Raw genomic sequence first — 23,066 nt, forward strand, 5'->3', positions numbered from 1 at the left:
CCCTCCTGAGAAGCTCGCCCGATCCAACGGACGGCACCCTCGGGAGCGCAAGGCACGTGCCGCGCTCACATGAACATCGGGGACATGGACAGATGCGACAGCACGATCACGATGACTTGCGCAACCACCAGCAGGATCAGCGGTGAGAGGTCCAGGCCGCCCAGCGGGGGCACCACGCGACGGATCGGCCGCAGCAGCGGATCGACCAGCGTGTTCAGCACGGCGCCCATGGGCGAATGCGGCGCCACCCATGACAGGATGGCCGACACGATCGTCACCCATACCAGGACGTTGAAGCCCCATTTGAGCACCGTGAACAGCGCGGCCACCAGGCCCATCGGCAGCACAGCCAGCGGGTTGGCCCCCACAGAAGCCACCAGCAGGAGCAGATACACCAGCGCGGTGGCATAGGCCGCGACCAGCGAAGACCAGTCGATGAAACCTGTGGCCGGAATCACCCTGCGCAAGGGGTGTACCAGCCACCCCGTCAACTGAAAGATCCCCTGCGACAGCGGGTTGCGCGGCGATAGCCGCACCGCCTGCGTCCAGGCGCGCAAGAGCAGTGCGGCGCCAAAAAGCGTGAAGATCGTGTCGAGCAGAAAACGCGTGATATCGCCGAACATGCGTCCGGATCTCCTATGGTGGGGTCGGGCAAGCCGCGCGGGGCAGATGGGCCCACGGGGCGCGGTATTGTCGCATGGAGCCCTGAGCCCATCCGGTGCGGCAATGCGGCGTGCGCTGACTATGCAGCCGCGCCCCGCATTGGGCGACCAGAGCGAAGCGCGCTCCGCGGCGTCCGGCGGTTTGTGCGGGCAGGGGCGGGGGCAAGCGCGGTGCGCGGCACGATGCGCCCACCCGGCGCTGCCGATGGGGACCGGTATCGATGCAGCCAGAAAAGACCATCGGCCGGTGGTGCCGGACGATCCCCGGCACGGCGCACCACGCAATGCCGGCCATGCACGCGGAAAACGGGAGGCGGATCAACGGAGTGAGCGGCTGCGGTATTGTCGTCATCTGCCAGGCGAAGGCACACCCTGTGGCAGTGCCTTGGTCGTGGACCCATTCTGCCGCTGCGCCGGGACGCAAGGAGACAGACCGTGACACCTACCATTCATCTGGACGCTTACTTCCACCGCATCCAGTGGGGCGGCGACACCCGCCCGACCTACGAAACGCTCGCGCAACTGGTACGCGCCCACATGCGGCACATCCCGTTCGAGAATCTCGACGTGCTGCTCGGGCGTGGTATCCGGATTGACGTGGAAAGCGTGCAGAACAAGCTTGTGCGTGCACGCCGCGGCGGTTACTGCTTCGAACATGCCACCCTGTTTTCGGCGGTGCTGGAGCAGCTCGGCTTTCAGCCGGTCCGGCACTCGTCACGCGTGACCCTGCTGTCTGACCGCACCGAGGCGCCGCGCACGCACATGTTTCTTACGGTGCCGTTGCCGGAAGGCACGTTCGTCGTCGACCCGGGTTTTGGCGCACTGGCACCGCGCGTGCCCGTGCCGCTTGTCGATGGCATGCAGGCCAGCATCGACGGCGAGGTGCACTGGATGGGGCGTGATGCCAATCGCTGGGTGCTGCGCGCGCAGGTGCGCAGCGACACCCCGGTCGACGCCTGGGTGACCACGCTGGAGCAGGACTACCCGATCGATTTCGAGATGGCGAATCACTACACGTCGACACATCCGGCGTCGCCATTCAGGAACCGCATCCTGATGCGATCCTTGACGGACGAGGGCCGTGTGACGGTCATGAACCGCGACGCGACCATCTGGCGCGGCAACACGCCGCACAGGATCGAGCTGGAGGATCGCCGCGCGCTGCGTGAGCTGCTCGTCGAATACTTTGGCATCGATCTGCCGGAGGTCGAGCACATGCGCGTGCCCGGCATTCCGGAGTGGGCGTGATGATTGTGGGCGGGGTGGCGCGTCCGATCAGCCGTCACGGAACAGGAAGCTGTAACCGTTGAGCGCAGGCACGCCACCCAGGTGTGCATACAGCACGCGCGAGCCCGCCGGAATCTCGCCCCGGCGGATCAGGTCGATCATGCCCTGCATCGATTTGCCCTCGTACACGGGGTCTGTCAGCATGCCCTCGGCACGGGCGCACAGGCGGATGGCGTCGAGCGTCTCCTGCGACGGCACGCCGTATTCCGGATATGCGTAGCGCGTGTCGAGCACGACGTCGGCATCGGTAATGTCGCGGCCCAGGTCCACCTTGTCGGCGGTCTGCCGCGCAATGCGCAGGATCTGCTCGCGCGTCTGTTCCGGCTTGGCCGATGCATCGATGCCGATCACGCGGTCTGCGCGGCCCTCTGCCGCAAAGCCCACGACCATGCCGGCCTGCGTGCTGCCCGTGACGGAACACACGATGATGTAGTCGAAGGTGAAGCCGAGCGCCTTCTCCTGCTCGCGCACTTCCTCCGTAAAACCCACGAAGCCCAGACCGCCCAGCGGGTGGTCCGACGCGCCGGCCGGAATCGCATAAGGCTTGCCGCCCGCGCGGCGCACATCTTCCAGCGCCTGCTCCCAGCTCTGCTTGAACTCGATGCCGAAGCCCGCGTTCACCAGCCGCACGTCGGCGCCCATGATGCGCGAGAGCTGGATGTTGCCCACGCGGTCATACACGCTGTCGAACCAGTTCACCCAGTTCTCCTGCACGGTCACGCAGCGCATGCCGAGATGTGCCGCCACCGCTGCAACCTGCCGCGTGTGGTTCGACTGGATGCCGCCAATGGTGACCAGCGTGTCGCAGCCCTGCGCCAGTGCCTCCGGAATCAGGTATTCCAGCTTGCGCGTCTTATTGCCGCCGAAGGCCAGACCGCTGTTGCAGTCCTCGCGCTTGGCATAGACCTCGACCTTGCCGCCCAACTGGGCGGACAGGCGCGGCAACGCCTGAATGGGCGTCGGCCCGAAGGTCAGCTGATGGCGAGGGAATCGTTGCAGGTTCATGGGCGTCACTCCGGTCAAGTCGATGCGCCCATGCTAGGCAATAACGCACGAAACAGGCTTGTGAAGATGCCCTCCGTAACGCATCATGGAACGCAGAATCGGGTACGGTGGTATTCGAAATTGTGTGAGGCAGCTTTTCATGGCAACAAAATTGCGTGTCAGAAGCCGGTCGACGCCTGCCCCAACCAAGGCGGCCGCGGCCTTGGCGTCCGAGCTCGATCGCACGGACAAGGCGATCCTGCGCGCCCTGCAGAAGGACGCCTCCATCAGCAATGTCGCGCTGGCCAAGCGCGTAAGCCTGAGCCCGGCCGCCTGCCTGCGGCGCGTGGAACGGCTCAAGGCCAGTGGGGTGATCCGGGGCATGGTGGCACTGCTCGATCCGCAGGCGCTGGGGGCGGGCACGGTGGTGCTGATCGGCGTGGTGCTCGATCGCTCCACGCCGGAATCCTTTGCCGCCTTTGAAAAGGCAGCGCAGACCATCTCCGGCTGCATGGAATGCCACCTCGTGACGGGGGAGTTCGATTACTTCCTGCTGATCCGCACGCGCGATTCCGAGAGCTTCACGCGGCTGCACGCGGAGCAGTTACTGTATCTGCCGGGCGTGCGGCAGGTACGGTCGTTCATGGGCCTGAAGGAGGTGGTGAGCCGCACGGAAGTCGTCGTTTGACGCAGCGTGCCGCGCTGCAAGCCATCAACCGCATCCACCCCTGTGAGGTGACGGTCGAATCCGATTGATAACCCACGCACATCAATCGTTCCAAACATTGCACTTCCCGTTTGCCTGTCTCCCGGTGAACAATGCCAGAACGACAAGCGCCGCCCCACGGCGCATTCCTTTTTGGCTTCCAGGAGACACCTCGATGCACCCCCCGTCCAGCCTTTCGACCGGGCATTCCAAGGCCGCTGTGGTCTTTCGCGTGACTGCCGGGAATTTCCTGGAGCAGTTCGACTTCTTCCTCTTCGGCTTCTACGCGACGCAGATCGCTCACGTGTTCTTTCCTGCCGTGAGCGAATTTGCCTCGCTCATGCTGACGTTTGCCGTGTTCGGCGCGGGCTTCCTGATGCGGCCGCTGGGCGCGATCGTACTCGGCGCCTATATCGACGACGTTGGGCGTCGCAAGGGGCTGATCGTCACGCTGTCCATCATGGCGAGTGGGACCGTGCTGATCGCGTTTGTCCCCGGCTACGCCACGATCGGGTTGCTGGCGCCGGCGCTCGTCCTTCTTGGCCGCCTGCTGCAGGGGTTCTCTGCGGGCGCCGAGCTGGGTGGCGTGTCGGTCTATCTGGCCGAAATGGCCACGCCTGGCCGCAAGGGCTTCTTCACCAGCTGGCAGTCCGCCAGCCAGCAAGTGGCCATCGTGGTGGCGGCGGGCCTGGGATTTGCGATCAACCAATGGCTCAGCGCGCCGGCCATCGCCGCGTGGGGATGGCGCGTGCCGTTCTTTATCGGCTGCATGATCGTGCCGTGCATCTTCATGCTGCGCCGCAATCTCGAGGAAACGCAGGAGTTCAAGGCGCGCCGGCATCGTCCGCGCATGAAGGACGTGTTCGCTACGCTGATGCAACACTGGGCCGTCGTCATCGCCGGCATGATGCTGGTGGCCATGACCACCACGAGCTTCTACCTCATCACGGTGTATGCGCCCACGTTCGGCAAGACCGTCCTGCACCTGAGCACGGCCGATAGCCTCCTCGCCACGCTGTGCGTGGGCGTGTCGAACTTCGTGTGGTTGCCCATCGGGGGTGCGCTTTCGGACAAGTTCGGCCGCCGCCCGCTCCTGGTCGGGATGACGCTCCTCACCATCGCGACCGCCTATCCGGCGCTTTCGCTGCTGGCCCACGCGCCGAGCTTCCAGAACATGCTGCTCGTGCTGCTGTGGCTCTCGTTCATGTACGGCATCTATAACGGCGCGATGGTCGTTGCGCTTACCGAAGTGATGCCGGTGCAGGTGCGTGTTGCGGGCTTCTCGCTGGCCTACAGCCTCGCGACGGCGGTGTTCGGCGGCTTTACCCCGGCCATCTCGACCGCGGCGATCCAGATGACTGGTGACAAGGCAGCGCCGGGTTACTGGATGAGCTTCGCCGCCGTGTGCGCTCTCCTCGCAACGTTCGCGCTGTATCGCCGCCGTCCGGTGGCGCTGGCTCCGGCGCATTGATGCAGCGCGCATGCCCCACGCCCGACGCTGACGATACCATCCCACTCTGCAGGCTCCTCATCATGAAGACACGGTTTCTGAAATTCTGCGCCGCTGCGCTCATCGCAACCTCGGCATTGGCAGCCAACGTCCAGGCCGCCGAACTGCACGTCATGAGTTCCGGTGGCTTCACCGCCGCGTACAAGCTGCTCGGCCCGAAGTTCGCATCGCAGACGGGCAACACGCTCGACACGGCGCTCGGCCCCTCGATGGGTAAGTCGCCCGAAGCGATTCCGAACCGTCTCGCGCGCGGGGAACCTGCCGATGCCGTCATCATGGTCGGCTATGCGCTCGACGAACTGATCAAGCATGGCAAGGTCATTCCGGATTCGCGCGTGGAACTGGCCGATTCGCGCATCGGCATGGTCGTGCGCGAAGGCGCGGCGACGCCCGACATCAGCTCGGCCGAGGGCCTCAAGCAGGTGCTGTTGCATGCCAGGTCGATCGCCTACTCGGATAGCGCAAGCGGTGTCTATATCGAGCGCGAGCTGTTCAGGAAGCTCGGCATTGAAGCGCAGGTCAAGCCGAAGGCAAGGATGATCCCGCGGATTCCGGTGGCGTCCGTGGTGGCCAATGGCGACTACGAAATCGGCTTCCAGCAGGTAAGCGAGCTGCTGCCGGTGCGGGGTGCGACCTTTGTCGGGAAGCTTCCCGAGTCGCTGCAGTCGGTCACGCGCTTTGCGGCGGGCATCCCCGTCGGCGCGCAGCATCCGAAGGAAGCGAAGGCGCTGCTCGACTATCTCGCATCCCCGGCGGTACAGGCGGACGTGAAATCGACCGGCCTCGATTCCGCGCCTGCAAACTGAGGCCGGTCGCGCGCGGACGGGGCCGATGCGACGCTGCTATGCAGCGCCTCTCGTTCTGCCGCCTCGCTTCGCCTCAAGGATCATCCGGTGAAACGCCTCTGCCGCCGGTGTCAACGGACGGCCGCGGCGCTTGATGATCCCCACACGTCGTTTCACCACCGGTTCCACCAGCGGCACGCTCGTGAGGATCGCGTGCTCGTGCCCGGGCATGGCCATCGAGGGCACTGCCGCGACGCCCAACCCGGCTTCGACCAATCCGAGCATGGTGGTCACATGCCGCGTCTCGCAGATGCTTGGGGCGCCCGGCGCCACGGCAGACAGCGCCTGATCCAGCAACAGGCGGTTCCCGGACGTCTTGTCGACTGACACGTAGTCGTGTTCATACAGCTCGTTCCACGTCACGCGCTTCTTGCGTGCGAGCGGATGATCGCGCCGGCAGGCGGCAACAAACCGGTCCTGCAACAGCAGCTTGAACTCGATCTCGGGCTCCTGGCTGCCCATGAAGCTCACGCCAAAGTCGGCCTCGCCGCTGATGACCGCCCCGAGCACCTCGTTCGCGCTGGCATCGAGCAGCTTGACGCGAATGCGGGGAAAGCGCTGGTGATAGCCTGCAATGAGGTTCGGCAGGAAGTAGTACGCCACCGAAGGTACACACGCGATGGTCACGTGGCCCAGCCGGCTCGATGACACGTCGCGGATGCCAAGCAGCGCAGCGTCCAGGTCGTCGAGCAATTGTTCAGCGCTGCGCGCAAACACGCGACCGACCGTGGTGAGCGTGACACTGCGCGTGGTGCGCTCGAAGAGGGGGACGCCCAGCGCGCTTTCGAGCTTGTCGATCCGACGGCTCAAGGCCGGCTGCGAAATGCTGATGGCTTCAGCGGCCTTCCGGAAGCTGCCCAGCTCCACTACCGCGCGAAACGCCTGTAAGTCCGTCAAGTCAAAGTTGATCCCCACGGGCCGGCCTCCCCATCCCAAGATGGCGAGCATTTTGCATGATTCTGCGTCGCCCCCTCAATCATGTCACGGCGTGATATACATGATGGAAGCATGGCGCCACGCCCTTCGGAAGGGGGCCCGGCGCGGGCAGCCGACGAAGTTCGAACCCTGCCGGCACACCATCTCATGCCAATCCTTTGACCCGAACAGCGAGAACCGTCATGGCCACACCACGCGCGGCACCTGGGGAACTGATCGACGTGCGGCCGCTTGGGCCGGCTTTGAAGGGCGCCAAGTCCGTCACCCTCATGCGGTCCGATCATCTGGAGGTGATGCGGCTTGTGCTTCCCGCTGGCAAGCACATCCCCGAACATCGTGCTCCCGGTGAGATCACCGTGCAGTGTCTCGAAGGCAGCCTGAAGTTCGGCACCGACGCGGCGGTGCAGACCATGCATGCCGGTGATCTGCTCTTCGCGACGCCTGGGCAACCGCACTGGCTTGAAGCGCTCGAGGATACGTCGGTACTCGTCACGCTCTATCTGCCGTAAGAGGCACCGCCAGACGGCGCGCCGAGCCGCTCGCCGCGTCGCTGGCCGTGACCCGGCGGCCAACCTGTCGCCCCGCTTCCAGGCTTTCGTGGATGAGATCGAGGGGAGGCGGGAGCCGTCTCTGGATCAAGCCAGAGGGGGCTGCTGCGCCTGCGGGGGCGGGTACGCCGCCAGGCATACCGCGAGAACCTCCGCGCGCAGCCAGCGATGGGCGGGATCCTGGTCCAGGCGCGGGTGCCAGATTGCCGAGACGTTGAAACCTGGCGTCGGCACCGGCAACTCAAACCACCCCAGCCCGTTCGCGCCGGCGTGATCCGGCGCAAACCGGTTACCCACGCACGAATGCGGGAGGACGGTGAGCAGGTCGGAGCGACGCGCCACCTGCATCGCACCCGTGTACGACGGCACGATCATCGCTATCTTCCGTTGTGCGCCGTATTGCGCCAACGCGGCATCCACCGGATGCACCCCCTCCTCGAAGCGCGCGGCCAGTACATGACCGCATGCAATCCAGTCCGCCATGCCAACGCGGTTGCCGTTCAGCAGGGGATGATCTGACCGGCACGCTCCCACGTAGCGGTCGCGAAACAGCAGGCGGGTCCGCATCTCGGGGGCAGAAGTCTTGACGGTGCCGATTTCGAGATCGATCGTGCCGTCGCGCAGCGGCTGGGCATCCCAGTCGGGCTTGGGCGTGAAACGGAGTTGCACGGCGGGCGCCGCGTGCTGGATCCGCTTCATCAACGCCGCGCCAAGCAGATCGATGAAACCCTCGCCCGCCCGCACTGTGAAGCTGCGTTCCAGGCTCGAGACCTCGAACCGATGCGGGGCAGGACTCAGCGCAGCCTCGGCCTCGCGGGCCAGGGCAGGGAGGCGCTGGCTCAACTGTTCGGCATAGGGTGTGAGAACCAGCGAGCGGCCGGCCTGCAACAGCAGCCGGTCGCCGGTGGCGGTGCGCAGGCGTGTCAGCGTGCGGCTCATCGCAGAGACGCTGAGATTCAGGCGCTTGGCGGCTCCCGTGACGCTTCGCTCGGTCAGCAAGGCATCCAGGGCGGTGAGCAGGTTCAGATCGACGCGTGGCATGGCTTCAGCATAGCGGAAAGCCGCTTTGGCATGGCGCTGCGTGCAAACGTGGATTGCAGGCGAGGCGTCTGGTGCAAGGCTGGAGTGTCCCCTAACCTGTGCGACATCATCGCTGACGAAGCAGGCCCCCATGCGCCCGGTCTCTCACCCCACCCACGCCCCAAGCATTCTCCTCATTGGCGCCTCGCGCGGTCTGGGGTACGCCATGGCGGCAGCGTTTCTGGACAAAGGATGGAACGTCGTCGGAACCGTGCGGGCCGGCAGCGGCAAGACCCGCCTGCACGCGCTGGCCGATGCCCATCCGAAGCGGGTCGGGATCGAGACGATGGACATCACCCGGCCCGAGCAGATCCGGGCCGTGCGAGACCGCCTGTCAAACCGGAGCTTCGACATTTTGTTCGTCAATGCCGGCACCACAAACCCCGATCCGACGCAGACCATCGGCGAAGTCTCCACCGAGGATTTCGTCAACCTCATGATCACCAATGCGCTCGGCCCGATGCGCGTTGTCGAATGCCTGAGCGATCTCGTTCCACCGACCGGGCTGATTGGCGTCATGTCGTCCGGGCAAGGCAGTGTTGCCGATAACGAGTCGGGCCAGCGGGAGGTCTATCGCGGCAGCAAGGCGGCGCTGAACCAGTTCATGCGCAGCTTTGCCGCGCGGCAGGCGCAAACGCCACGCGCCATGCTGCTGATGGCGCCGGGCTGGGTACGCACCGAGCTGGGCGGCCCCGACGCGCGACTGTCGATCGAAGACAGCGTGCCGGGGGTCGTGGACGTTCTGCTGAACAAGCGGGGGCGTCCCGGTCTCGAGTATCTCGACTACCGTGGCAGGACCGTGCGGTGGTGATGGCCACAGGTGATTGAACGTCTTGTGCGCCCGAGGAGGCCGCCCACCCCGGACTAGCCGTCGCGATCTCCATCGGTGCCTCCTGCCTGGGACGCGTCTGCCCGCACTTCGCGCGCCTTGCCGGGGCAAGCGAGAGTGCGCTGCCGATGCGCAAGCCGCGGCTACACCGTCGACATGCGCCTGACGATTTCTCGCAGGAGGTAATGCGCCGCCGGACCCAGCCGCCGCCCGGTTCGCGTGATCACATAGCGATCGAACGTACGCGCGATGGGATGGTCGATGGGCACGGCCTTGACGTGTCCCGCGACGATCCGTTCCTGAGCGGCGCCGCGCGTCATGAAGGCAACGGCCAGGTTCTGCGCAGCAATGGCCGACGCCGTCCAGAAGCGGTCGCATCGGAATGCCGGTACATACGTCCGGCCGATATCGGCCAGGATCGCGTTGATGTAGCGCTGCACCCCGAACTCCGCAGGCATGAAGACGAGGCGCTCGCCGGCCAGCTCTTCCATCTTGACGGACTTGCGTGACGCCATCGGATGGTCGACCGAGAAGATGGCGCACAAAGGCTCGCTCTGGAACAGGCGCGCGGTCAGCGTCGGATCATTCGTGGCACCGATGGACACGCAGATGTCGACCACATCCTCCCGGATCATCGAGAGCAGTTGGGACAGTGGCCCGGTGCGCAGCTCCACGACTATGTCGGGGTATTTATCCAGGAAGGGCTTGAGCGCAACCGAGACCAGGCCCGTCACCATGCCCTCGCCGACAGCAATCGTCACTTGCCCCCGCTTCAGCCCGCGGTATTCATCAAGCTGCGCGCGGAAGCGGCGGGCATTGCGTTCGCAATCATGAAAGTAATCGACCGCCATCTGGCCGGCTTCGGTCAACTCCATCTTGCGGCCCCGCCGCGTCACCAGCGACAGCCGCAACGCGCGCTCGGCCAGGGCGACCTGCCGGCTGATGGTGGAGACGTTCACATCCAGGCCAAGCGCGGCCTGGCGCATGCCGCCGTACGTGGCGATGGCCACCAGGTACTGCAATGTGCGCTCTGAGAGGCTTTGTCCGAGGGCGTCCAATGACGGCTCCTGTGTTGCATGGAATGCAACATGTTCGCAGGCTGAAGCGCAACTTTCCACGCCTGCTTTCACTGATACTCGCCTCCAACGTCGGTAGAGGGATGCGGGCATTCCCGAGCCGAACAAACCAAGCAAAACACAGAGCGGATCAACGCTCGAACGCATGGACGGAGGCGCACCATGAACAATGCGAGCCAGCCTGTTGAAGGCATGGAGCAGACGCTCCAGGCATCCCACGCGGCCAAGGGCAAAGACCCGATCAACCCCTACGTGCTGCTGTTCGGCATGCTGGTGGTGGCCACCCTCGCGACTTGGCTCGTGCCGGCGGGCGAGTTCTCCCGCACGGTCAGCAATGGCGTCAGCCTGGTTGTGCCCAACAGCCTGAAAGCCGTCCCGCAGCACGGCGTGATGCCCGGTGAGATGTTTGTCGCCCTGGCCAAGGGATTGGTGGATTCTGCGGCGATCATCTTTCTGATTTTGTTTACCGGCGGTGCGCTGGCCGTGCTGGAAGCGACGGGCGCGGTACGCAATGCGCTTGGCATGGTGGCGCGCGGAGACGGCGCACGCGCGCACATCACCGTCATCGTCATTTGCGTGGTCTTCTCGCTGCTGGGCACGCTGGGCGTGGTGACGAATTCGGTGGTGGCGTTCGTCCCGCTCGGGCTGCTGCTCGCGGAGTCGATGGGCCTGTCGAAAGAGATGGGTGCGGGGCTGATCTATCTGGGCACGTATGCGGGTTTCAACACCGGCATCCTGAACCCGGTGACGACCGGCTTGACGCAGCGCCTGGCCGGCCTGCCGATGTTCTCCGGCATGGGGTTCCGGGTGTGCATCTACATTGCGTTCCTGATCGTCACCATTGTGTTTTTCATCATCCGCGTGCGCGCCTATCAATCGCAATCGCGTGGTGCTGCGCAATCCATGGCAGGCGTGCAGCCTTCGCCCATGCAACAAGGCGCACGGTTGGATGTGCGGCAGGGGGTGGTGGTCGGCATCGTGGTCGTCTGCCTGGCGGTCTTTGTCTACGGCTCGTCAACGCTGCACTGGGCGGAGAAGGAGATGGTGGCCATGTTCCTCATCATGGCCATCGCCGCAGGTGCCGTGAGCGGCATCCGGCCCGGCAGGATCGCGGATACGTTCCTGCAGGGCTGCAGCGGCCTCGTCAAGGGGGCGCTGGTGGTGGGGCTGGCACGGGCCATCTCGATCGTGCTGAGCCACGGCAAGATCCTCGACACGATCGTCAACATGCTCGCCGGCTTACTGGCGCCGCTGGATTCCACCCTGGCCGCGATTGCCATGTTCTTGAGCGCCGCGCTGATGCACGTCGGCATCTCGTCCGGCTCGGGCGAATCGGCTGTGCTGATCCCGATCTTCGCGCCGCTGGGCGACACGCTGCACCTGACCCGGCAGGTCACGGTGCAGGCGGTACTGCTCGGCGAGGGCTTCATGAACTGCTTCAACCCCACGTCCGGTGTGTTGATGGCCGTGCTGGCAACGTCGGGCATTCCGTACCTCAAGTGGGTGCGTTTTGTCGCGCCGCTCTTGGCTGCGTGGTTTGTCATCTGCATCGTCGCCATTGCAGCGGGCGTCGCCATGCATCTGGGCCCCTTCTAGTGTGTCCGCCGTTTCCGTTTCCGTTTCCGCTTGACTCGAACATGCTTCTGCCCAACCTCAGTGCCATCGCCGACCTGCAGCCGTTTGCAGAAGACATGCGGCAGCTTCGCTACACGCTGCACTGCTGCCCGGAACTGGCCTTCGAAGAAGTGCGGACCGCCGAGCTTGTGGCGGCCCGGCTGGCGGCGTACGGCTATTCGGTCACGACGGGCATTGCCGGCACGGGCGTGGTCGGCACGCTGCGCCTCGGCACGAGCGATCGTAGCGTCGGCATCCGCGCCGACATGGATGCGCTGCCCATTGAAGAGCGCAACACGTTCGGCCACAAGAGCCGCTATTCGGGCCGCATGCATGCGTGCGGACACGACGGCCATACCGCCATGCTGCTCGGCGCGGCCCGGCACCTGGCGCAACGCCAGCGCTTTGACGGCACCCTGCATCTGATTTTTCAGCCGGCGGAGGAGCGCGGCTTTGACAGCGGCGCCAAGCGCATGGTCGAGCAAGGGTTGTTTGCCCGGTTCCCCTGTGATGCCGTGTTTGCCCTGCACAACCATCCGGGCGCGCCGGCGGGCACGTTCATGTTCCGCAAGGGCAACTTCATGGCGGCGGGCGACCGCGTCCACATCAAGATCGTGGGCAAGGGCGGCCACGCTGCCCGCCCGCATCTGGCCAACGACCCGATCGTCGCGGCCAGCAGCATCGTGATGGGTTTGCAGACCATCGTGTCGCGCAATGTCGACCCCGGCCAATCCGCCGTCGTGACGGTCGGAAAGTTCGCGGGCGGCACCGCACCCAACGTGATCCCGGGCGAGGTTGAGTTGAGCATCAGCGTTCGATCGTTTGATCCGGGTATCCGGCAGATGCTCAAGGAGCGGATCACCCGCCTCGTGCACGCCCAGGCAGAGAGCTTTGGCGCGACGGCTGTCATCGACTACATGGAGGGCTACCCTGTGGTGCGCAACACCGATGCCGAAACCGCGCTTGCGATCGAGGTCGCGAAGGAACTGGTTGGGGAAGACCGGGTGGAAGCGCAGATGGCGCCATTGATGGGCAGCGAAGACTTCGCCTACATGCTGCAGGAGCGCCCCGGCACATTCCTGCGGATCGGCAACGGCCTCACCGACGGGGGCAAGACCTTGCACAGCGCGACGTACGATTTCAACGACGAGAACCTGGTCGTTGGCGCTGCGTTCTGGGCCAGGCTGGTGGAGCGCTACCTGCCGCTCCAGTAAGCACGGGCGCGTCGAATCAGGCCCGCCACCGCGGCGGACGCTTCTCAAGAAACGCGTCGATCCCCTCGCCGGCATCGTCTTCCATCATGTTGCGCGCCATCACGTCGCCAGCGTAGGCATAGGCGTCGCCCAGCGGCATCTGCCGCTGCCGATAGAACATCGCCTTGCCGTAGCGGATGGCCGCGGGGCTCTTTGCCACGATGTCCGCCACCTTGCGCGCCACGGCGTCGTCGAGTGCCGCGTCGGGTACGGCTTCGTTGACGAGGCCCCAGTCCGCCGCCGTTGCCGCGTCGATGAAGCGCCCCGTGACCAGCATGTCGAAAGCCCGCTTGGCCGAAACGTTGCGCGACAACGCCACGGCAGGCGTCGAGCAGAAGAGGCCGACGTTGATGCCCGAGACGGCAAACCGCGCGGTGTGGGACGCGATCGCCAGGTCGCAGCTCCCCACCAACTGGCAGCCAGCCGCCGTGGCGACGCCATGGACCCGCGCGATGACAGGCACCGGCAGTGCCTGGATGGCCTGCATGACCGTGCTGCAGCGGGCAAACAGCGCCTGGTAATACGCGAGTTGCGGCGTGCCGCGCATCTCCCGCAGGTCATGCCCGGCGCAGAACGCCTTGCCGGCCGCGGCCAGGACCACACAGCGTGCGTTGGCGTCGGCGGCAATATCGTCCAACGCGGCCTGCAGCGCGTCCAGCATCGCTTCGGACAGCGCGTTGAATTGCAGCGGGCGGTTCAGCGTAAGGGTGACGACGCCGTCGCGTGTGTCGTACAGCACGAGCGGGTCGGTTGTCGTGGGGTGGCGTTGCATGCGGTCTCCGCGCTGGCGGTGAGATTGGGCCGGAATCGACCCCCGATGGCAAATGTAGCCGAATCCGGCAGTCTGGTTGGACGACGCGCCCGCACCCAGACATCGGCAATGCGGTGTGGGCACGCCCGCTGGGTCTCGCACATCACGCTGTGGCCCGCTTGGCGGCCGGTGACTGGCTCTCCGCCGGCTTCCGATGCCGCCTCATTGGGGCTTGCCGTGCAGCGCGACGCGGCTGGCGCGAAGGTGCCGCGCCAGGGTCGATCCGGGCGCCCAGCGCGCCCAGGGGCCCCTGCGCGGGCGCATGCGTGACCACATTCTCGCGCTGTTGGCGCAAAATATCGGTCTTGGCGTCTTTGGCGCCTCTCGCACACCCTGGAGATGGTATGAACAACGTTGTCGCATCAGCCCTTTCGATCGAAAAGCGCCCGGACCCGGTATCGGCGGAGCAGCGCGCGCGTCTGCTGGAGAACCCCGCTTTCGGCCGCGTCTTTACGGACCACATGGCCACCATCCGCTACACCGAGGGCAAGGGCTGGCACGATGCGAAGATCGGTGCGCACGGCCCGATCCAGTGCGATCCGTCCACACTGGTGCTGCACTACGCGCAGGAGATTTTCGAGGGCATGAAGGCTTACCGGCTGCCTGACGGCGGCGGGGCGCTGTTCCGCCCGCAGGCGAATGCGCGCCGGTTCCAGAATTCCGCCAAGCGCCTGGCGATGCCGTCGCTGCCGGAAGACCTGTTCCTGCAGGCCGTGCGCGAACTGGTCAAGCTGGACCGCGATTGGATTCCGTCTGGCCAGGGCTCGTCGCTGTATCTGCGCCCGTTCATGATCGCCACCGAGGTGGTGCTGGGCGTGAAGCCGTCGGCGGAGTACCTGTTCTGCGTGATTGCCTGCCCGGTGGGCGCGTACTTCAAGGGCGGTGCATCGTCCGGCGTCACGATCTGGGTGTCCGACAACTACACGCGTGCGGCGCCCGGCGGCACGGGCGAGGCCAAGTGCGGCGGCAACTATGCGGCCAGCCTGGTCGCCCAGGCCGAAGCCACGCGCGAGGGCTGCGACCAGGTGGTCTTCCTCGATGCGGTGGAGCGCAAGTGGATTGAAGAGCTCGGCGGCATGAACGTGTTCTTCGTCTTCGATGACGGCTCGCTGCAGACGCCGCCGCTCACGGGCACGATCCTGCCGGGCATCACACGCGATTCGCTCATCACCCTGGCGCGCGATATGGGCATGACCGTGCGCGAAGCACCGTATTCGATCGACCAGTGGCAATCCGATGCCCAAAGCGGTCGCCTGCGCGAGGCCTTTGCCTGTGGCACGGCGGCCGTGGTCACGCCCATCGGCAAGGTGAAGGGCCACAAGCACAACTTCACCATCGGCGATGGCGGGGCGGGCGAGATCACCACCAAGCTGAAGGCCGCCCTGGTCGATCTGCAGAATGGCCGGGCACCGGACCCGCACGGCTGGCTCGATCGCCTGTTCTGAGCCCGGGATGACGGCGTCGCTCTCGCTCGACGCTGCCGAGGTGTGGATCACCACGCCCGGTGGCCGTCTTCATGCCAGGCAGTGGGGAAGTGCCGCCGCCGACGCGGCGCGCGCACCCATCGTGCTGCTGCACGATTCGCTCGGCTGCGTCGCGTTGTGGCGCGAGTTTCCGCTGCGCCTCGCCCAAGCGACGGGGCGCAGGGTCATTGCCTACGACCGGCTCGGGTTTGGCAAGTCTGATCCGTATCCGGGCGCACTTGCGCCTGGCTTCATCCAGCAGGAAGCACACGGCGCGTTTGCCGCGCTTGTCGAGCAGCTTGAGGTGGGGCGCTTCGTTGTCCTCGGCCACAGCGTGGGCGGCGGGATGGCGGTGTCGATTGCCGCCGCGTACCCCGACCGCTGCGTCGGCCTGATCACCGAGTCGGCCCAGGCGTTTGTGGAAGAGCGCACGCGCGCCGGCATTCGTGCGGCGCAGGCGCAGTTCGCGCAGCCCGGTCAGATGGGGCGGTTGGAGAAGTATCACGGCAGCAAGGCGCAGTGGGTGCTCGACGCCTGGGTCAATACATGGCTGTCGGCGGCGTTTGCGCAGTGGTGTCTTGACGATGCGTTGCTCGCGGTGCGCTGCCCCGTGCTGGCGATCCACGGCATGGAAGACGAGTATGGCTCGACCGCGCAACCCGAGCGCATCGTCACGCTGGCCGGTGCGCCCGCGACGCTCAAGCTGGTGCCCCGCTGCGGGCACGTGCCGCACCGCGAACAGCAGGACACCGTGCTGGATGCCGCGGGCATGTTCGTCGCTGCCTTGGGTTAACCCCGACATGCGCGGTGCCACGTCACTTTGCACCGCAACAAAAACGAACGCTCGTTAGTAAATCGGCAGTTTCAAGCGCCCCCGTTTTCCCCGCCCGTGAGCGCCTTGCCACGGGCGTTCCTGTTTGGAAGCGCGCGCCTATTTTCGGGCATTGGACGCGGCGGCTTCCGGGGCTATAAAGCAGGCGTCGGGCACGATCCCGGCGGCGCACGCATGTGCGCATACAAGCCAAGCTACCCGGCGGGGCAAACAGGAGGAAGACAATGGCAACACCCGGTATGGTCGCGTCCGTGGAATGGACTGACGGCAAGCGCTATCTGTGGATGCTCGGCGCGTTGACGATCACGCTGCCCGTCATCGCCGCCGTCTCGGCGCTCGCCACAGGCTGGCACCCGCTGTGGTGGGCGGGGCCCTTCATCGTGTTTACGATCATCCCGCTGCTGGACCTTCTCATTGGTGACGACCCGGACAACCCGCCCGAGGAAATCGTCCCGACGCTGGAAAAACAGCGCTACTACCGTCGCATTGTCTATCTGGCCACCACGGTGCTGTACGTGAGCTTTGCCGTGGCAATGTGGGTGCTTCGGACCTACGAGCTGACCTGGTACGACTACATTGCGTTTGCGTTTTCGGTGGGTGTGGTGACGGGCATTTCGATCAACACCGCGCACGAGCTTGGCCACAAGACGGATGGCTTCGAGCGCTGGCTGGCAAAGATCACCTTGGCGCCCGTGGCTTACGGTCACTTTTTTGTGGAGCACAACCGCGGCCACCACGTGCGCGTGGCGACGCCGGCGGACCCGGCCAGCGCACGCTACGGCGAATCGTTCTGGGAGTTCCTGCCGCGCACTGCGGTGGGGAGCGTGAAGTCGGCATGGGCGCTGGAGAAGCGGCGCCTGGAGCAGCAGGGCCGTTCCGTCTGGTCATGGCGCAACGACGTGCTCAACGCATGGGCGATGACGGTGGTGCTGTGGGGCGTGTGCATTGCCTTTGTCGGCATCAAGGCTGTTCCGTTCCTGCTCATCCAGGCCGTCTACGGCGCCTCGCTGCTGGAGGTGGTGAACTACCTTGAACACTACGGCCTGTGTCGCCAGAAGTTGCCCAGCGGCCGCTACGAGCGTTGCACGCCGCAGCATTCGTGGAACAGCAACCACGTGGTGACGAACCTGTTCCTGTATCAACTGCAGCGTCACGCCGATCACCACGCCAACCCGACGCGTTCGTTCCAGGCGCTGCGGCATTTCGAGAACTCGCCGCAACTGCCCGCCGGCTACGCCGCGATGATCCTCATCGCCTATGTGCCGCCGCTGTGGTTCCGTGTGATGAACCCGCGCGTGGTCGCGCACTACAAGGGCGACATGTCGCTGGCCAACATCAAGCCGTCAATCCGCGACCAGGTGCTGGCCCAGTATCCGGCACGCGCCTGACGCGGTGGCTACCGCCGGGCGACGAGGTATTGCACCCCTTGCGCGCCGTAGCGCTCGGCGTGCGGGGTGTGGGCGTCCAAGCGGAAGACGTCTCCGGGCAGGTAGGTGCGTTCGCCTTCGCCGGTGCGGATGCGGATTTCGCCTGCCAGGATCAGCGCTCTTGCCTCGAACGGGTGCGTGTGTTCGTCCATTTCGCCGGCCTCTCGGATGACGATGTGGAACTCGATAAAGCCTTCGGCTCTCAGGGCGCTGACAAATGCGTCGCGGTGCATGGCGGGTCTCCTGGGTGGCCGCACGAAGGCTCCACCTTGATCGGCGTGCCTCGAAAGAAAAAGACGGCCCGAAGGCCGTCGGTCAAATCGGCTGGGGAGGCCGGGTACCACGCGTGGAAGTATCCGGCTATCGAGCACGGCGATCCAATTGATATTCTGAATGTTGGCGATAGGCGGGCAGCAGTGCGCAGAATGTCGGGGCAATGACCGCGCCAACTGTCCTGCCATGAACACTGCCGTGTCGACATGTCTTCCTGACCCCGCACCCGTCAGCCTGCGATCCAGCGAGGGGCTGGGGTGGCAGGGCTTTGCCGCCACGTTGCTCGACATCCGCCCCGGCACGTACCGGGTGCCGGCGATGGAGCACCACCGGATCAGCGTGCACGTGGGCGCGCCCGTGCGGGCGCATTGCGTGTGCGACGGCCGCCGCGACTCGCGCATTCAGGCGCACGGCGATGCCGATGTGATTCCCGCCGGACTGGCTGGCATGTGGACGGACGAATCCGCCTGCCGGATTCTCAGGATCGCCGTCAGCGACGCATTCGTGCGGAACATCGGCGAGCGCATCAGCAGCGGCGCGCAGATCGCGCCGCGCCTGCACTGGCGCGACCCGCGCGTCCGCCATCTGGCGTTGGCCATCGGCGCGGAGCTGGAAGCGCAGGACACCTCCGACCCGCTGTACGCAGAAAGCCTGTGTACGGCGCTCGTCGTTCGCCTGTTGACCGATGGCCGTGACATTGTCGCCAACCCGCGCGCGCTGGCGCCCCGTGTCGCCGCGCGCGTGATCGATTACATCGAAGCCCATCTCAGCCAGCGCCTTGCACTCGCCGATCTGGCAGCTGTGGCCGGCATGAGCGCGCCGCATTTCAAGGTGCTGTTCCGCGTGACGCTTGGCGTCCCGGTCCATCGATATGTTGTGCAGCGCCGCGTGGAGCGTGCCAGGATGCTGCTGCTCGAAGGCAGGCATAGCGCATCGCAGATCGCGCTGGACGTGGGTTTCGCACAGCAGAGCCACATGACGCAGTGGATGAAACGGCTGCTCGGGGTGACGCCGCGTGAAATCCTGCGTGCCGGCAGGGCTGCCGCCGCGTCGGCAGACACGCCCCGGCTGTAACGCTGCGAGCGCCCACCCTCCGGATCTGCCAGATTCGTCTTTTCCTGCAAGTGCCGGGCGCTGCGGCGCCCTGAGCTCGCGTCTCACATCTGAGAGGAGCGCGAGCATGTACGTCATCTTTGGGGCATCGGGCAAGGTCGGGCGGGCCACCGCCATAGCGTTGCGCAACGCTGGCCGGCCAGTGCGCGCAGTAGTGCGCCAGGCGCGGCGGGGCGAAGGTCTTTCCAGGATCGGCTGCGAGATCGTCTGTGCGGATCTGACCGACCGCGCATCCGTCGCGCGGGCGATCGAGGGCGCCACGGCGGTGCAAGTGCTCTGTCCTGTACCCACGCGGAATGTGGACCCGGCGTCGACCATGGAGCGAATGATCGACGTGGCTGCCGACGCGCTGCGGGCCAACCCGCCGGCCTGTGTATTGGCATTGTCGGACTATGGCGCCGAGCTTGACCAAGGCACGGGCCTGACTGGCCTGTTCCACCTGCTGGAAGCGCGCCTCAAGCTGCTGGCCACCCATCTGACGCTGTTGCGTTCGGCCGAGCACACTGAAAACTGGGCAGCGATGCTGCCCGTCATGCTTGCCTCGGGGCGTTTGCCCAGCCTGCATGACCCGCTGGACCGTCGCTTTGCAACCGTGGCCGCGGCGGATGTCGGCGCGTTGGCCGCTGAGCTGCTGCTCGACGCGCCGCCACGCAAGACGCCCCGCATCGTCAGCATCGAAGGCCCGCGCCGCGTGAGCCTGATCGAGGTTGCACGCGCGTTCAGTGCCGTGGTCGGCCGCGAGATCATCGCCGACGCGGTGCCGCGCAACCTGTGGGCGGCGATGCTGCAGCGCGCCGGCCTGAGCGACAACCACGGGCAGCTCATTACGGCGCTGTATGACGCGCTCAACGCCGGACGGATCGACGTGGAAAAGGGCGTGTCGGAACTGCGCTACGGCAAGACGGAACTGAGCGACGTGTGTGCCGAGATGGTGGCGGCACATGTGAAGTCGAGATAGCCCGGCGCCGTGCACGCCGGCAACTGGCTGGCCTGTCGCTTAGCGCCTATGCTTCGCAGCATCGCCCAAGCCGACGCCCTTCGAGGGCGAGGAGCCGACCGTGATGCTGTCATTGCGCTGCCTTGCCGTGACGCTGTTGCTCGCCGCGTCGCCCGTCCACGCCGAGGACGACCTGCAGAACCGGGGCCATGACCCGTTCTTCCAGATTTCATCGGGCGTACCGAACTGCCCCGAGCCGGCTGGCCCGCGCATCAGCGAGGCCGAGTGGAAGCGCGACTCCCACCACCGCATCGAGCACGGCAACCATTGCTGGCTGGAGGGACGCTGCCGTCTGTCGAATGCCTTCGCTTACGACGACGAGATTGCCGAGACAGCCAGGCGGCGTCTGCAATGGATGTCGATTCACGTGCCGGGCTGGCGCCAGAACACCACGCTGTGGGTGACGGTGTGGCAGCAGTGGATGCTTGTCCAGGGCTGCGTGGCGCCGGGGTATGCATTCGAGCCGTTTATGAACGCGCTGCGCGAAGTGCCGGATGTGGAGCGCTTCATCCCAGAGACCACGGCGCATCCCGAGCGCGGCACGCCATATGCCTTGTTCCGCAAACAGGGCGCCGCCAAGCCTTGATCGCGCCACCGCGGTGCTTCAGGGGTGCTGTTTCTGGTAGGTGCCGATGAGTTCGGCCTCGGCCAGTACATGGCCGCGCATGGCGCGTTCGAGCGCAGCCTTGCCGATTGCGCCGAGCTCCGGCAGTTCCAGGTTGAGGGCGTAAAGCTTGTGGTAGTAGCGATGCCGCCCGATTGGCGGGCAAGGGCCGCCGTATGCGGTGCGTTGCCAATCGTTGGTGCCTGCGCGCGTGCCGGGCGGCAGGCCCTTGCGCGCAGCATCCTCGGCCAATGCCGTTGCGTTGGCCGGAATGTTGTAGAGCACCCAGTGCACCCATGTCGTCTTTGGCGCGGCGGGGTCTGGCGCGTCCGGGTCATCCACAACGAGCGCGAAGCTGCGGGTGCCCGCGGGCACGCCGGTCCAGGCGAGCGGTGGCGAGGTATCCGACCCTTCGCATGTGAAGCGGGAGGGGATTGCGCCGCCGGCAGTGAAGGCCGGGGAGGTCAGGGTCAGCGTCATGGTGATGCTCTCTTGCGCGTCAACGGGGCTGCTGCACAGGGCTGCCAGCAGGACCGTCAAGACGCGGGCGGTGCGGCTTGCATGAGACATCGCGGAAACCTTCGTATTGGTGCGGTCCCGCAGGTGTGCGATGGCTCCTGATGGCCCTTCCTGGCAATCGCACCCTGGACACTCTTCAAGCTAGTGCGCAATCGCGCTTCCGGCAAGCCGCGAGGCAGGCGCTTGCCCCGATCGCGTACGCTTCAGGCAAACCAGCCCAATACCAGCGCGGCCGCTGCCGGCAACGTTTGCACCAACGCGATCCGCTTGTTGACGGTGATCGCCCCCCAGATGCCCGCCACTGCCACGCAGCTCAGCCCGAACAGCGCAAACGAAGCGTTGACCGTCGGGTCGGGCGCCACCAGACCGATGACAAGGGCTGCGACGAGAAAGCCGTTGTAAAGCCCCTGGTTGGATGCCATGGCCGCGGTCTCGGCCGCTTTTTCGGGCGTGATGCGGAATACCTTTGGACCCCGCGATTTCCACAGCGCCATCTCAAGCACCACGATGTAGACATGGATCAGCAGTACCAGCAGATAGGCGATGAGGGCGAGGGTTTTGATCATGATGATGGAGATGGGTGAATGGGCGCCCATGATAGAGCGTGCGACCTGCGTACCCCCGTATGACACGGTGGCGCCGTCTGCAAATTTTTTCGTCTGACGCTATGCTGAGCGCTTTCGCTTGATCCCGCAGATAGAGGAGCCATCGCATGACTGCAACGCAAGGATCCATGATTTCGTTCAAACGCCCGGACGGCCAGGAAGTTCAGGGCTATCTGGCCAAGCCGGCCAAGGCGGATGGTGCCCCGGGCATCGTCGTCATCCAGGAGTGGTGGGGTCTGAATGACCAGATTCGCGGCGTGGCCGACCGCCTGGCGCGCGCGGGCTACGTGGCCCTGGTGCCTGACCTCTACCGCGGCAAGATGACGGTGGAAGAGGAAGAAGCCCACCACCTGATGACCAACCTGAACTTTGGCGACGCAGCCACGCAGGACGTGCGCGGCGCCGTGCAGTACCTCAAGCAGACCTGTGCCCGCGTGGGTGTGACCGGCTACTGCATGGGCGGCGCCCTGACCCTGCTGACCCTGAGCAACGTGCCGGAAGCGGATGCCGGTGTGGTCTGGTACGGTTTTCCCCCGCTGGAATACATCGACGCCTCGAAGATCAAGGTGCCGGTGCAGGGCCACTGGGCCACGCAGGACGGTTTCTTCAAGATTGAAACGGTCGATGCGTTGGAAAAGAAGCTGACTGACGCTGGCGTCGATGTTGACTTCCACCGTTATCTTGCGTACCACGCCTTCGCCAACGAGACGGCGGTGGGTCCGAACCGCATCGCTGCCACGCAGTACGACCCGGTGTGGGCCGAGCATGCGTGGGACCGCGCACTGACGTTCTTCGGCCGCACCTTGTGGCCGCATCAGGGGTAAGCGCGCCGGCCTGGCAGGCATGAAGGCACGGCGCTCCCGACAAGCTGCAATTACATCGGTTGATGGCGTCGCTGCTGCTCCTTGCGCTGCCGCACCAACGGCAGCCGGGTAAGGCGCCTGTCGTTTCGGTATGACCGGACAGCCGCCTTGCGCGGCTTTTTCATGTCCGGACTCGCCTATGCCCTGAGCGCGGCGGGCGGGGGCGGTCGAATGGCAGCAGGGACGCGAGAATCATCCGGTCACGCGCGGGCGAACGCGGCGGCGCGCC

24 protein-coding genes are annotated in these 23,066 nt (G+C 65.6%); 15 read left to right on the top strand and 9 right to left on the bottom strand.

Annotated features, from left to right (window positions below; translation table 11 throughout):
• Window positions 1-65: 65 nt before the first annotated feature.
• Window positions 66-623 (bottom strand): YggT family protein, encoded by a 558-nt coding sequence (locus R2N03_RS10670; protein ID WP_316657544.1) that lies wholly within the window; start codon window positions 621-623, stop codon window positions 66-68.
• 474 nt (window positions 624-1,097) lie between these two features.
• On the opposite strand from R2N03_RS10670, the gene R2N03_RS10675 reads away from it, so the two are divergent.
• On the top strand, window positions 1,098-1,910 hold the full coding sequence (locus tag R2N03_RS10675) for an arylamine N-acetyltransferase family protein (RefSeq protein ID WP_316657545.1): 813 nt from the start codon (window positions 1,098-1,100) through the stop codon (window positions 1,908-1,910).
• Window positions 1,911-1,937: 27 nt separating this feature from the next.
• On the opposite strand, the gene R2N03_RS10680 is transcribed toward R2N03_RS10675, so the two are convergent.
• Window positions 1,938-2,954, bottom strand: a complete 1,017-nt coding sequence (locus tag R2N03_RS10680) for a 1-aminocyclopropane-1-carboxylate deaminase (RefSeq protein WP_316657546.1) — start codon at window positions 2,952-2,954, stop codon at window positions 1,938-1,940.
• A gap of 139 nt (window positions 2,955-3,093) precedes the next feature.
• Between R2N03_RS10680 and R2N03_RS10685 the strand changes: the two genes are divergently transcribed.
• The 3 genes from R2N03_RS10685 to R2N03_RS10695 all read left to right on the top strand — a co-directional run bounded on the left by R2N03_RS10685 (window position 3,094) and on the right by R2N03_RS10695 (window position 5,955).
• Window positions 3,094-3,621 carry an Lrp/AsnC family transcriptional regulator gene (locus R2N03_RS10685; RefSeq protein WP_316657547.1) on the top strand — a complete coding sequence of 176 codons (528 nt, stop codon included), beginning with the start codon at window positions 3,094-3,096 and terminating at the stop codon, window positions 3,619-3,621.
• Window positions 3,622-3,814: 193 nt separating this feature from the next.
• Window positions 3,815-5,110, top strand: a complete 1,296-nt coding sequence (gene tcuC, locus R2N03_RS10690; RefSeq protein ID WP_316657548.1) for an MFS transporter — start codon at window positions 3,815-3,817, stop codon at window positions 5,108-5,110.
• Between the two features lie 62 nt (window positions 5,111-5,172).
• Window positions 5,173-5,955, top strand: a complete 783-nt coding sequence (locus tag R2N03_RS10695) for a substrate-binding domain-containing protein (protein WP_316657549.1) — start codon at window positions 5,173-5,175, stop codon at window positions 5,953-5,955.
• Between the two features lie 36 nt (window positions 5,956-5,991).
• Here the strand turns inward: R2N03_RS10695 and R2N03_RS10700 are convergent, their stop codons facing one another.
• On the bottom strand, window positions 5,992-6,909 hold the full coding sequence (locus R2N03_RS10700; RefSeq protein ID WP_316657550.1) for a LysR family transcriptional regulator: 918 nt from the start codon (window positions 6,907-6,909) through the stop codon (window positions 5,992-5,994).
• A 203-nt stretch (window positions 6,910-7,112) separates the two neighbouring features.
• Between R2N03_RS10700 and R2N03_RS10705 the strand changes: the two genes are divergently transcribed.
• Window positions 7,113-7,439 carry a cupin domain-containing protein gene (locus R2N03_RS10705; protein ID WP_316657551.1) on the top strand — a complete coding sequence of 109 codons (327 nt, stop codon included), beginning with the start codon at window positions 7,113-7,115 and terminating at the stop codon, window positions 7,437-7,439.
• A gap of 126 nt (window positions 7,440-7,565) precedes the next feature.
• Here R2N03_RS10705 and R2N03_RS10710 read toward each other — a convergent pair whose 3' ends face one another.
• Window positions 7,566-8,519: a LysR family transcriptional regulator gene (locus tag R2N03_RS10710; protein WP_316657552.1), complete on the bottom strand. Its 954-nt coding sequence runs from the start codon at window positions 8,517-8,519 to the stop codon at window positions 7,566-7,568.
• Between the two features lie 130 nt (window positions 8,520-8,649).
• Between R2N03_RS10710 and R2N03_RS10715 the strand changes: the two genes are divergently transcribed.
• Window positions 8,650-9,369 carry an SDR family oxidoreductase gene (locus R2N03_RS10715; RefSeq protein WP_316657553.1) on the top strand — a complete coding sequence of 240 codons (720 nt, stop codon included), beginning with the start codon at window positions 8,650-8,652 and terminating at the stop codon, window positions 9,367-9,369.
• A gap of 161 nt (window positions 9,370-9,530) precedes the next feature.
• Here R2N03_RS10715 and R2N03_RS10720 read toward each other — a convergent pair whose 3' ends face one another.
• Window positions 9,531-10,445: a LysR family transcriptional regulator gene (locus R2N03_RS10720; protein ID WP_316657554.1), complete on the bottom strand. Its 915-nt coding sequence runs from the start codon at window positions 10,443-10,445 to the stop codon at window positions 9,531-9,533.
• 180 nt (window positions 10,446-10,625) lie between these two features.
• Here R2N03_RS10720 and R2N03_RS10725 point away from each other — a divergent pair, with 180 nt between their 5' ends.
• Window positions 10,626-12,059 carry a YfcC family protein gene (locus R2N03_RS10725; RefSeq protein ID WP_316657555.1) on the top strand — a complete coding sequence of 478 codons (1,434 nt, stop codon included), beginning with the start codon at window positions 10,626-10,628 and terminating at the stop codon, window positions 12,057-12,059.
• 41 nt (window positions 12,060-12,100) lie between these two features.
• Window positions 12,101-13,291, top strand: coding sequence for a M20 aminoacylase family protein (locus R2N03_RS10730; protein WP_316657556.1), 1,191 nt, complete (start codon window positions 12,101-12,103; stop codon window positions 13,289-13,291).
• A 16-nt stretch (window positions 13,292-13,307) separates the two neighbouring features.
• On the opposite strand, the gene R2N03_RS10735 is transcribed toward R2N03_RS10730, so the two are convergent.
• A complete protein-coding gene (locus R2N03_RS10735) occupies window positions 13,308-14,102 on the bottom strand; it encodes an enoyl-CoA hydratase (RefSeq protein WP_316657557.1) in 795 nt (264 codons plus the stop codon).
• Window positions 14,103-14,485: 383 nt separating this feature from the next.
• On the opposite strand from R2N03_RS10735, the gene R2N03_RS10740 reads away from it, so the two are divergent.
• The 3 genes from R2N03_RS10740 to R2N03_RS10750 all read left to right on the top strand — a co-directional run bounded on the left by R2N03_RS10740 (window position 14,486) and on the right by R2N03_RS10750 (window position 17,824).
• Entirely contained in the window at window positions 14,486-15,586 is a 1,101-nt protein-coding gene (locus tag R2N03_RS10740) for a branched-chain amino acid aminotransferase (protein WP_316657558.1), read from the top strand.
• A 7-nt stretch (window positions 15,587-15,593) separates the two neighbouring features.
• Window positions 15,594-16,397, top strand: coding sequence for an alpha/beta fold hydrolase (locus R2N03_RS10745; RefSeq protein ID WP_316657559.1), 804 nt, complete (start codon window positions 15,594-15,596; stop codon window positions 16,395-16,397).
• A gap of 263 nt (window positions 16,398-16,660) precedes the next feature.
• Complete coding sequence (locus R2N03_RS10750; protein ID WP_316657560.1) at window positions 16,661-17,824, top strand: alkane 1-monooxygenase; 1,164 nt, start codon at window positions 16,661-16,663, stop codon at window positions 17,822-17,824.
• A gap of 8 nt (window positions 17,825-17,832) precedes the next feature.
• On the opposite strand, the gene R2N03_RS10755 is transcribed toward R2N03_RS10750, so the two are convergent.
• Entirely contained in the window at window positions 17,833-18,096 is a 264-nt protein-coding gene (locus R2N03_RS10755) for a cupin domain-containing protein (RefSeq protein ID WP_316657561.1), read from the bottom strand.
• Between the two features lie 226 nt (window positions 18,097-18,322).
• On the opposite strand from R2N03_RS10755, the gene R2N03_RS10760 reads away from it, so the two are divergent.
• The 3 genes from R2N03_RS10760 to R2N03_RS10770 all read left to right on the top strand — a co-directional run bounded on the left by R2N03_RS10760 (window position 18,323) and on the right by R2N03_RS10770 (window position 20,832).
• A complete protein-coding gene (locus tag R2N03_RS10760) occupies window positions 18,323-19,210 on the top strand; it encodes a helix-turn-helix transcriptional regulator (RefSeq protein ID WP_428984387.1) in 888 nt (295 codons plus the stop codon).
• Between the two features lie 106 nt (window positions 19,211-19,316).
• Entirely contained in the window at window positions 19,317-20,207 is an 891-nt protein-coding gene (locus R2N03_RS10765; protein ID WP_316657563.1) for an NmrA family NAD(P)-binding protein, read from the top strand.
• A 103-nt stretch (window positions 20,208-20,310) separates the two neighbouring features.
• Window positions 20,311-20,832 (top strand): BON domain-containing protein, encoded by a 522-nt coding sequence (locus R2N03_RS10770; protein WP_316657787.1) that lies wholly within the window; start codon window positions 20,311-20,313, stop codon window positions 20,830-20,832.
• Between the two features lie 18 nt (window positions 20,833-20,850).
• Here the strand turns inward: R2N03_RS10770 and R2N03_RS10775 are convergent, their stop codons facing one another.
• Both R2N03_RS10775 and R2N03_RS10780 read right to left on the bottom strand, forming a co-directional pair.
• On the bottom strand, window positions 20,851-21,330 hold the full coding sequence (locus R2N03_RS10775; protein WP_316657564.1) for a YbhB/YbcL family Raf kinase inhibitor-like protein: 480 nt from the start codon (window positions 21,328-21,330) through the stop codon (window positions 20,851-20,853).
• 242 nt (window positions 21,331-21,572) lie between these two features.
• Entirely contained in the window at window positions 21,573-21,935 is a 363-nt protein-coding gene (locus R2N03_RS10780; protein WP_316657788.1) for a DUF1304 domain-containing protein, read from the bottom strand.
• A gap of 146 nt (window positions 21,936-22,081) precedes the next feature.
• Between R2N03_RS10780 and R2N03_RS10785 the strand changes: the two genes are divergently transcribed.
• A complete protein-coding gene (locus R2N03_RS10785; protein WP_316657565.1) occupies window positions 22,082-22,798 on the top strand; it encodes a dienelactone hydrolase family protein in 717 nt (238 codons plus the stop codon).
• The last annotated feature ends 268 nt before the right edge of the window (window positions 22,799-23,066 follow it).

The sequence above is a fragment of the Ralstonia condita genome (genome assembly GCF_958405655.1).
In the GTDB taxonomy this organism is placed as follows: domain Bacteria; phylum Pseudomonadota; class Gammaproteobacteria; order Burkholderiales; family Burkholderiaceae; genus Ralstonia; species Ralstonia condita.

Bases quoted from the DNA above. Each gene is read 5' to 3' on its own strand.
- R2N03_RS10670 (WP_316657544.1), bottom strand. From the start codon at position 623: ATGTTCGGCGATATCACGCGTTTTCTGCTCGACACGATCTTCACGCTT.
- R2N03_RS10680 (WP_316657546.1), bottom strand. From the start codon at position 2,954: ATGAACCTGCAACGATTCCCTCGCCATCAGCTGACCTTCGGGCCGACG.
- R2N03_RS10685 (WP_316657547.1), top strand. From the start codon at position 3,094: ATGGCAACAAAATTGCGTGTCAGAAGCCGGTCGACGCCTGCCCCAACC.
- tcuC (WP_316657548.1), top strand. From the start codon at position 3,815: ATGCACCCCCCGTCCAGCCTTTCGACCGGGCATTCCAAGGCCGCTGTG.
- R2N03_RS10695 (WP_316657549.1), top strand. From the start codon at position 5,173: ATGAAGACACGGTTTCTGAAATTCTGCGCCGCTGCGCTCATCGCAACC.
- R2N03_RS10705 (WP_316657551.1), top strand. From the start codon at position 7,113: ATGGCCACACCACGCGCGGCACCTGGGGAACTGATCGACGTGCGGCCG.
- R2N03_RS10710 (WP_316657552.1), bottom strand. From the start codon at position 8,519: ATGCCACGCGTCGATCTGAACCTGCTCACCGCCCTGGATGCCTTGCTG.
- R2N03_RS10715 (WP_316657553.1), top strand. From the start codon at position 8,650: ATGCGCCCGGTCTCTCACCCCACCCACGCCCCAAGCATTCTCCTCATT.
- R2N03_RS10725 (WP_316657555.1), top strand. From the start codon at position 10,626: ATGAACAATGCGAGCCAGCCTGTTGAAGGCATGGAGCAGACGCTCCAG.
- R2N03_RS10730 (WP_316657556.1), top strand. From the start codon at position 12,101: ATGCTTCTGCCCAACCTCAGTGCCATCGCCGACCTGCAGCCGTTTGCA.
- R2N03_RS10735 (WP_316657557.1), bottom strand. From the start codon at position 14,102: ATGCAACGCCACCCCACGACAACCGACCCGCTCGTGCTGTACGACACA.
- R2N03_RS10740 (WP_316657558.1), top strand. From the start codon at position 14,486: ATGAACAACGTTGTCGCATCAGCCCTTTCGATCGAAAAGCGCCCGGAC.
- R2N03_RS10745 (WP_316657559.1), top strand. From the start codon at position 15,594: ATGACGGCGTCGCTCTCGCTCGACGCTGCCGAGGTGTGGATCACCACG.
- R2N03_RS10750 (WP_316657560.1), top strand. From the start codon at position 16,661: ATGGCAACACCCGGTATGGTCGCGTCCGTGGAATGGACTGACGGCAAG.
- R2N03_RS10755 (WP_316657561.1), bottom strand. From the start codon at position 18,096: ATGCACCGCGACGCATTTGTCAGCGCCCTGAGAGCCGAAGGCTTTATC.
- R2N03_RS10760 (WP_428984387.1), top strand. From the start codon at position 18,323: ATGAACACTGCCGTGTCGACATGTCTTCCTGACCCCGCACCCGTCAGC.
- R2N03_RS10765 (WP_316657563.1), top strand. From the start codon at position 19,317: ATGTACGTCATCTTTGGGGCATCGGGCAAGGTCGGGCGGGCCACCGCC.
- R2N03_RS10770 (WP_316657787.1), top strand. From the start codon at position 20,311: ATGCTGTCATTGCGCTGCCTTGCCGTGACGCTGTTGCTCGCCGCGTCG.
- R2N03_RS10775 (WP_316657564.1), bottom strand. From the start codon at position 21,330: ATGACGCTGACCCTGACCTCCCCGGCCTTCACTGCCGGCGGCGCAATC.
- R2N03_RS10780 (WP_316657788.1), bottom strand. From the start codon at position 21,935: ATGATCAAAACCCTCGCCCTCATCGCCTATCTGCTGGTACTGCTGATC.
- R2N03_RS10785 (WP_316657565.1), top strand. From the start codon at position 22,082: ATGACTGCAACGCAAGGATCCATGATTTCGTTCAAACGCCCGGACGGC.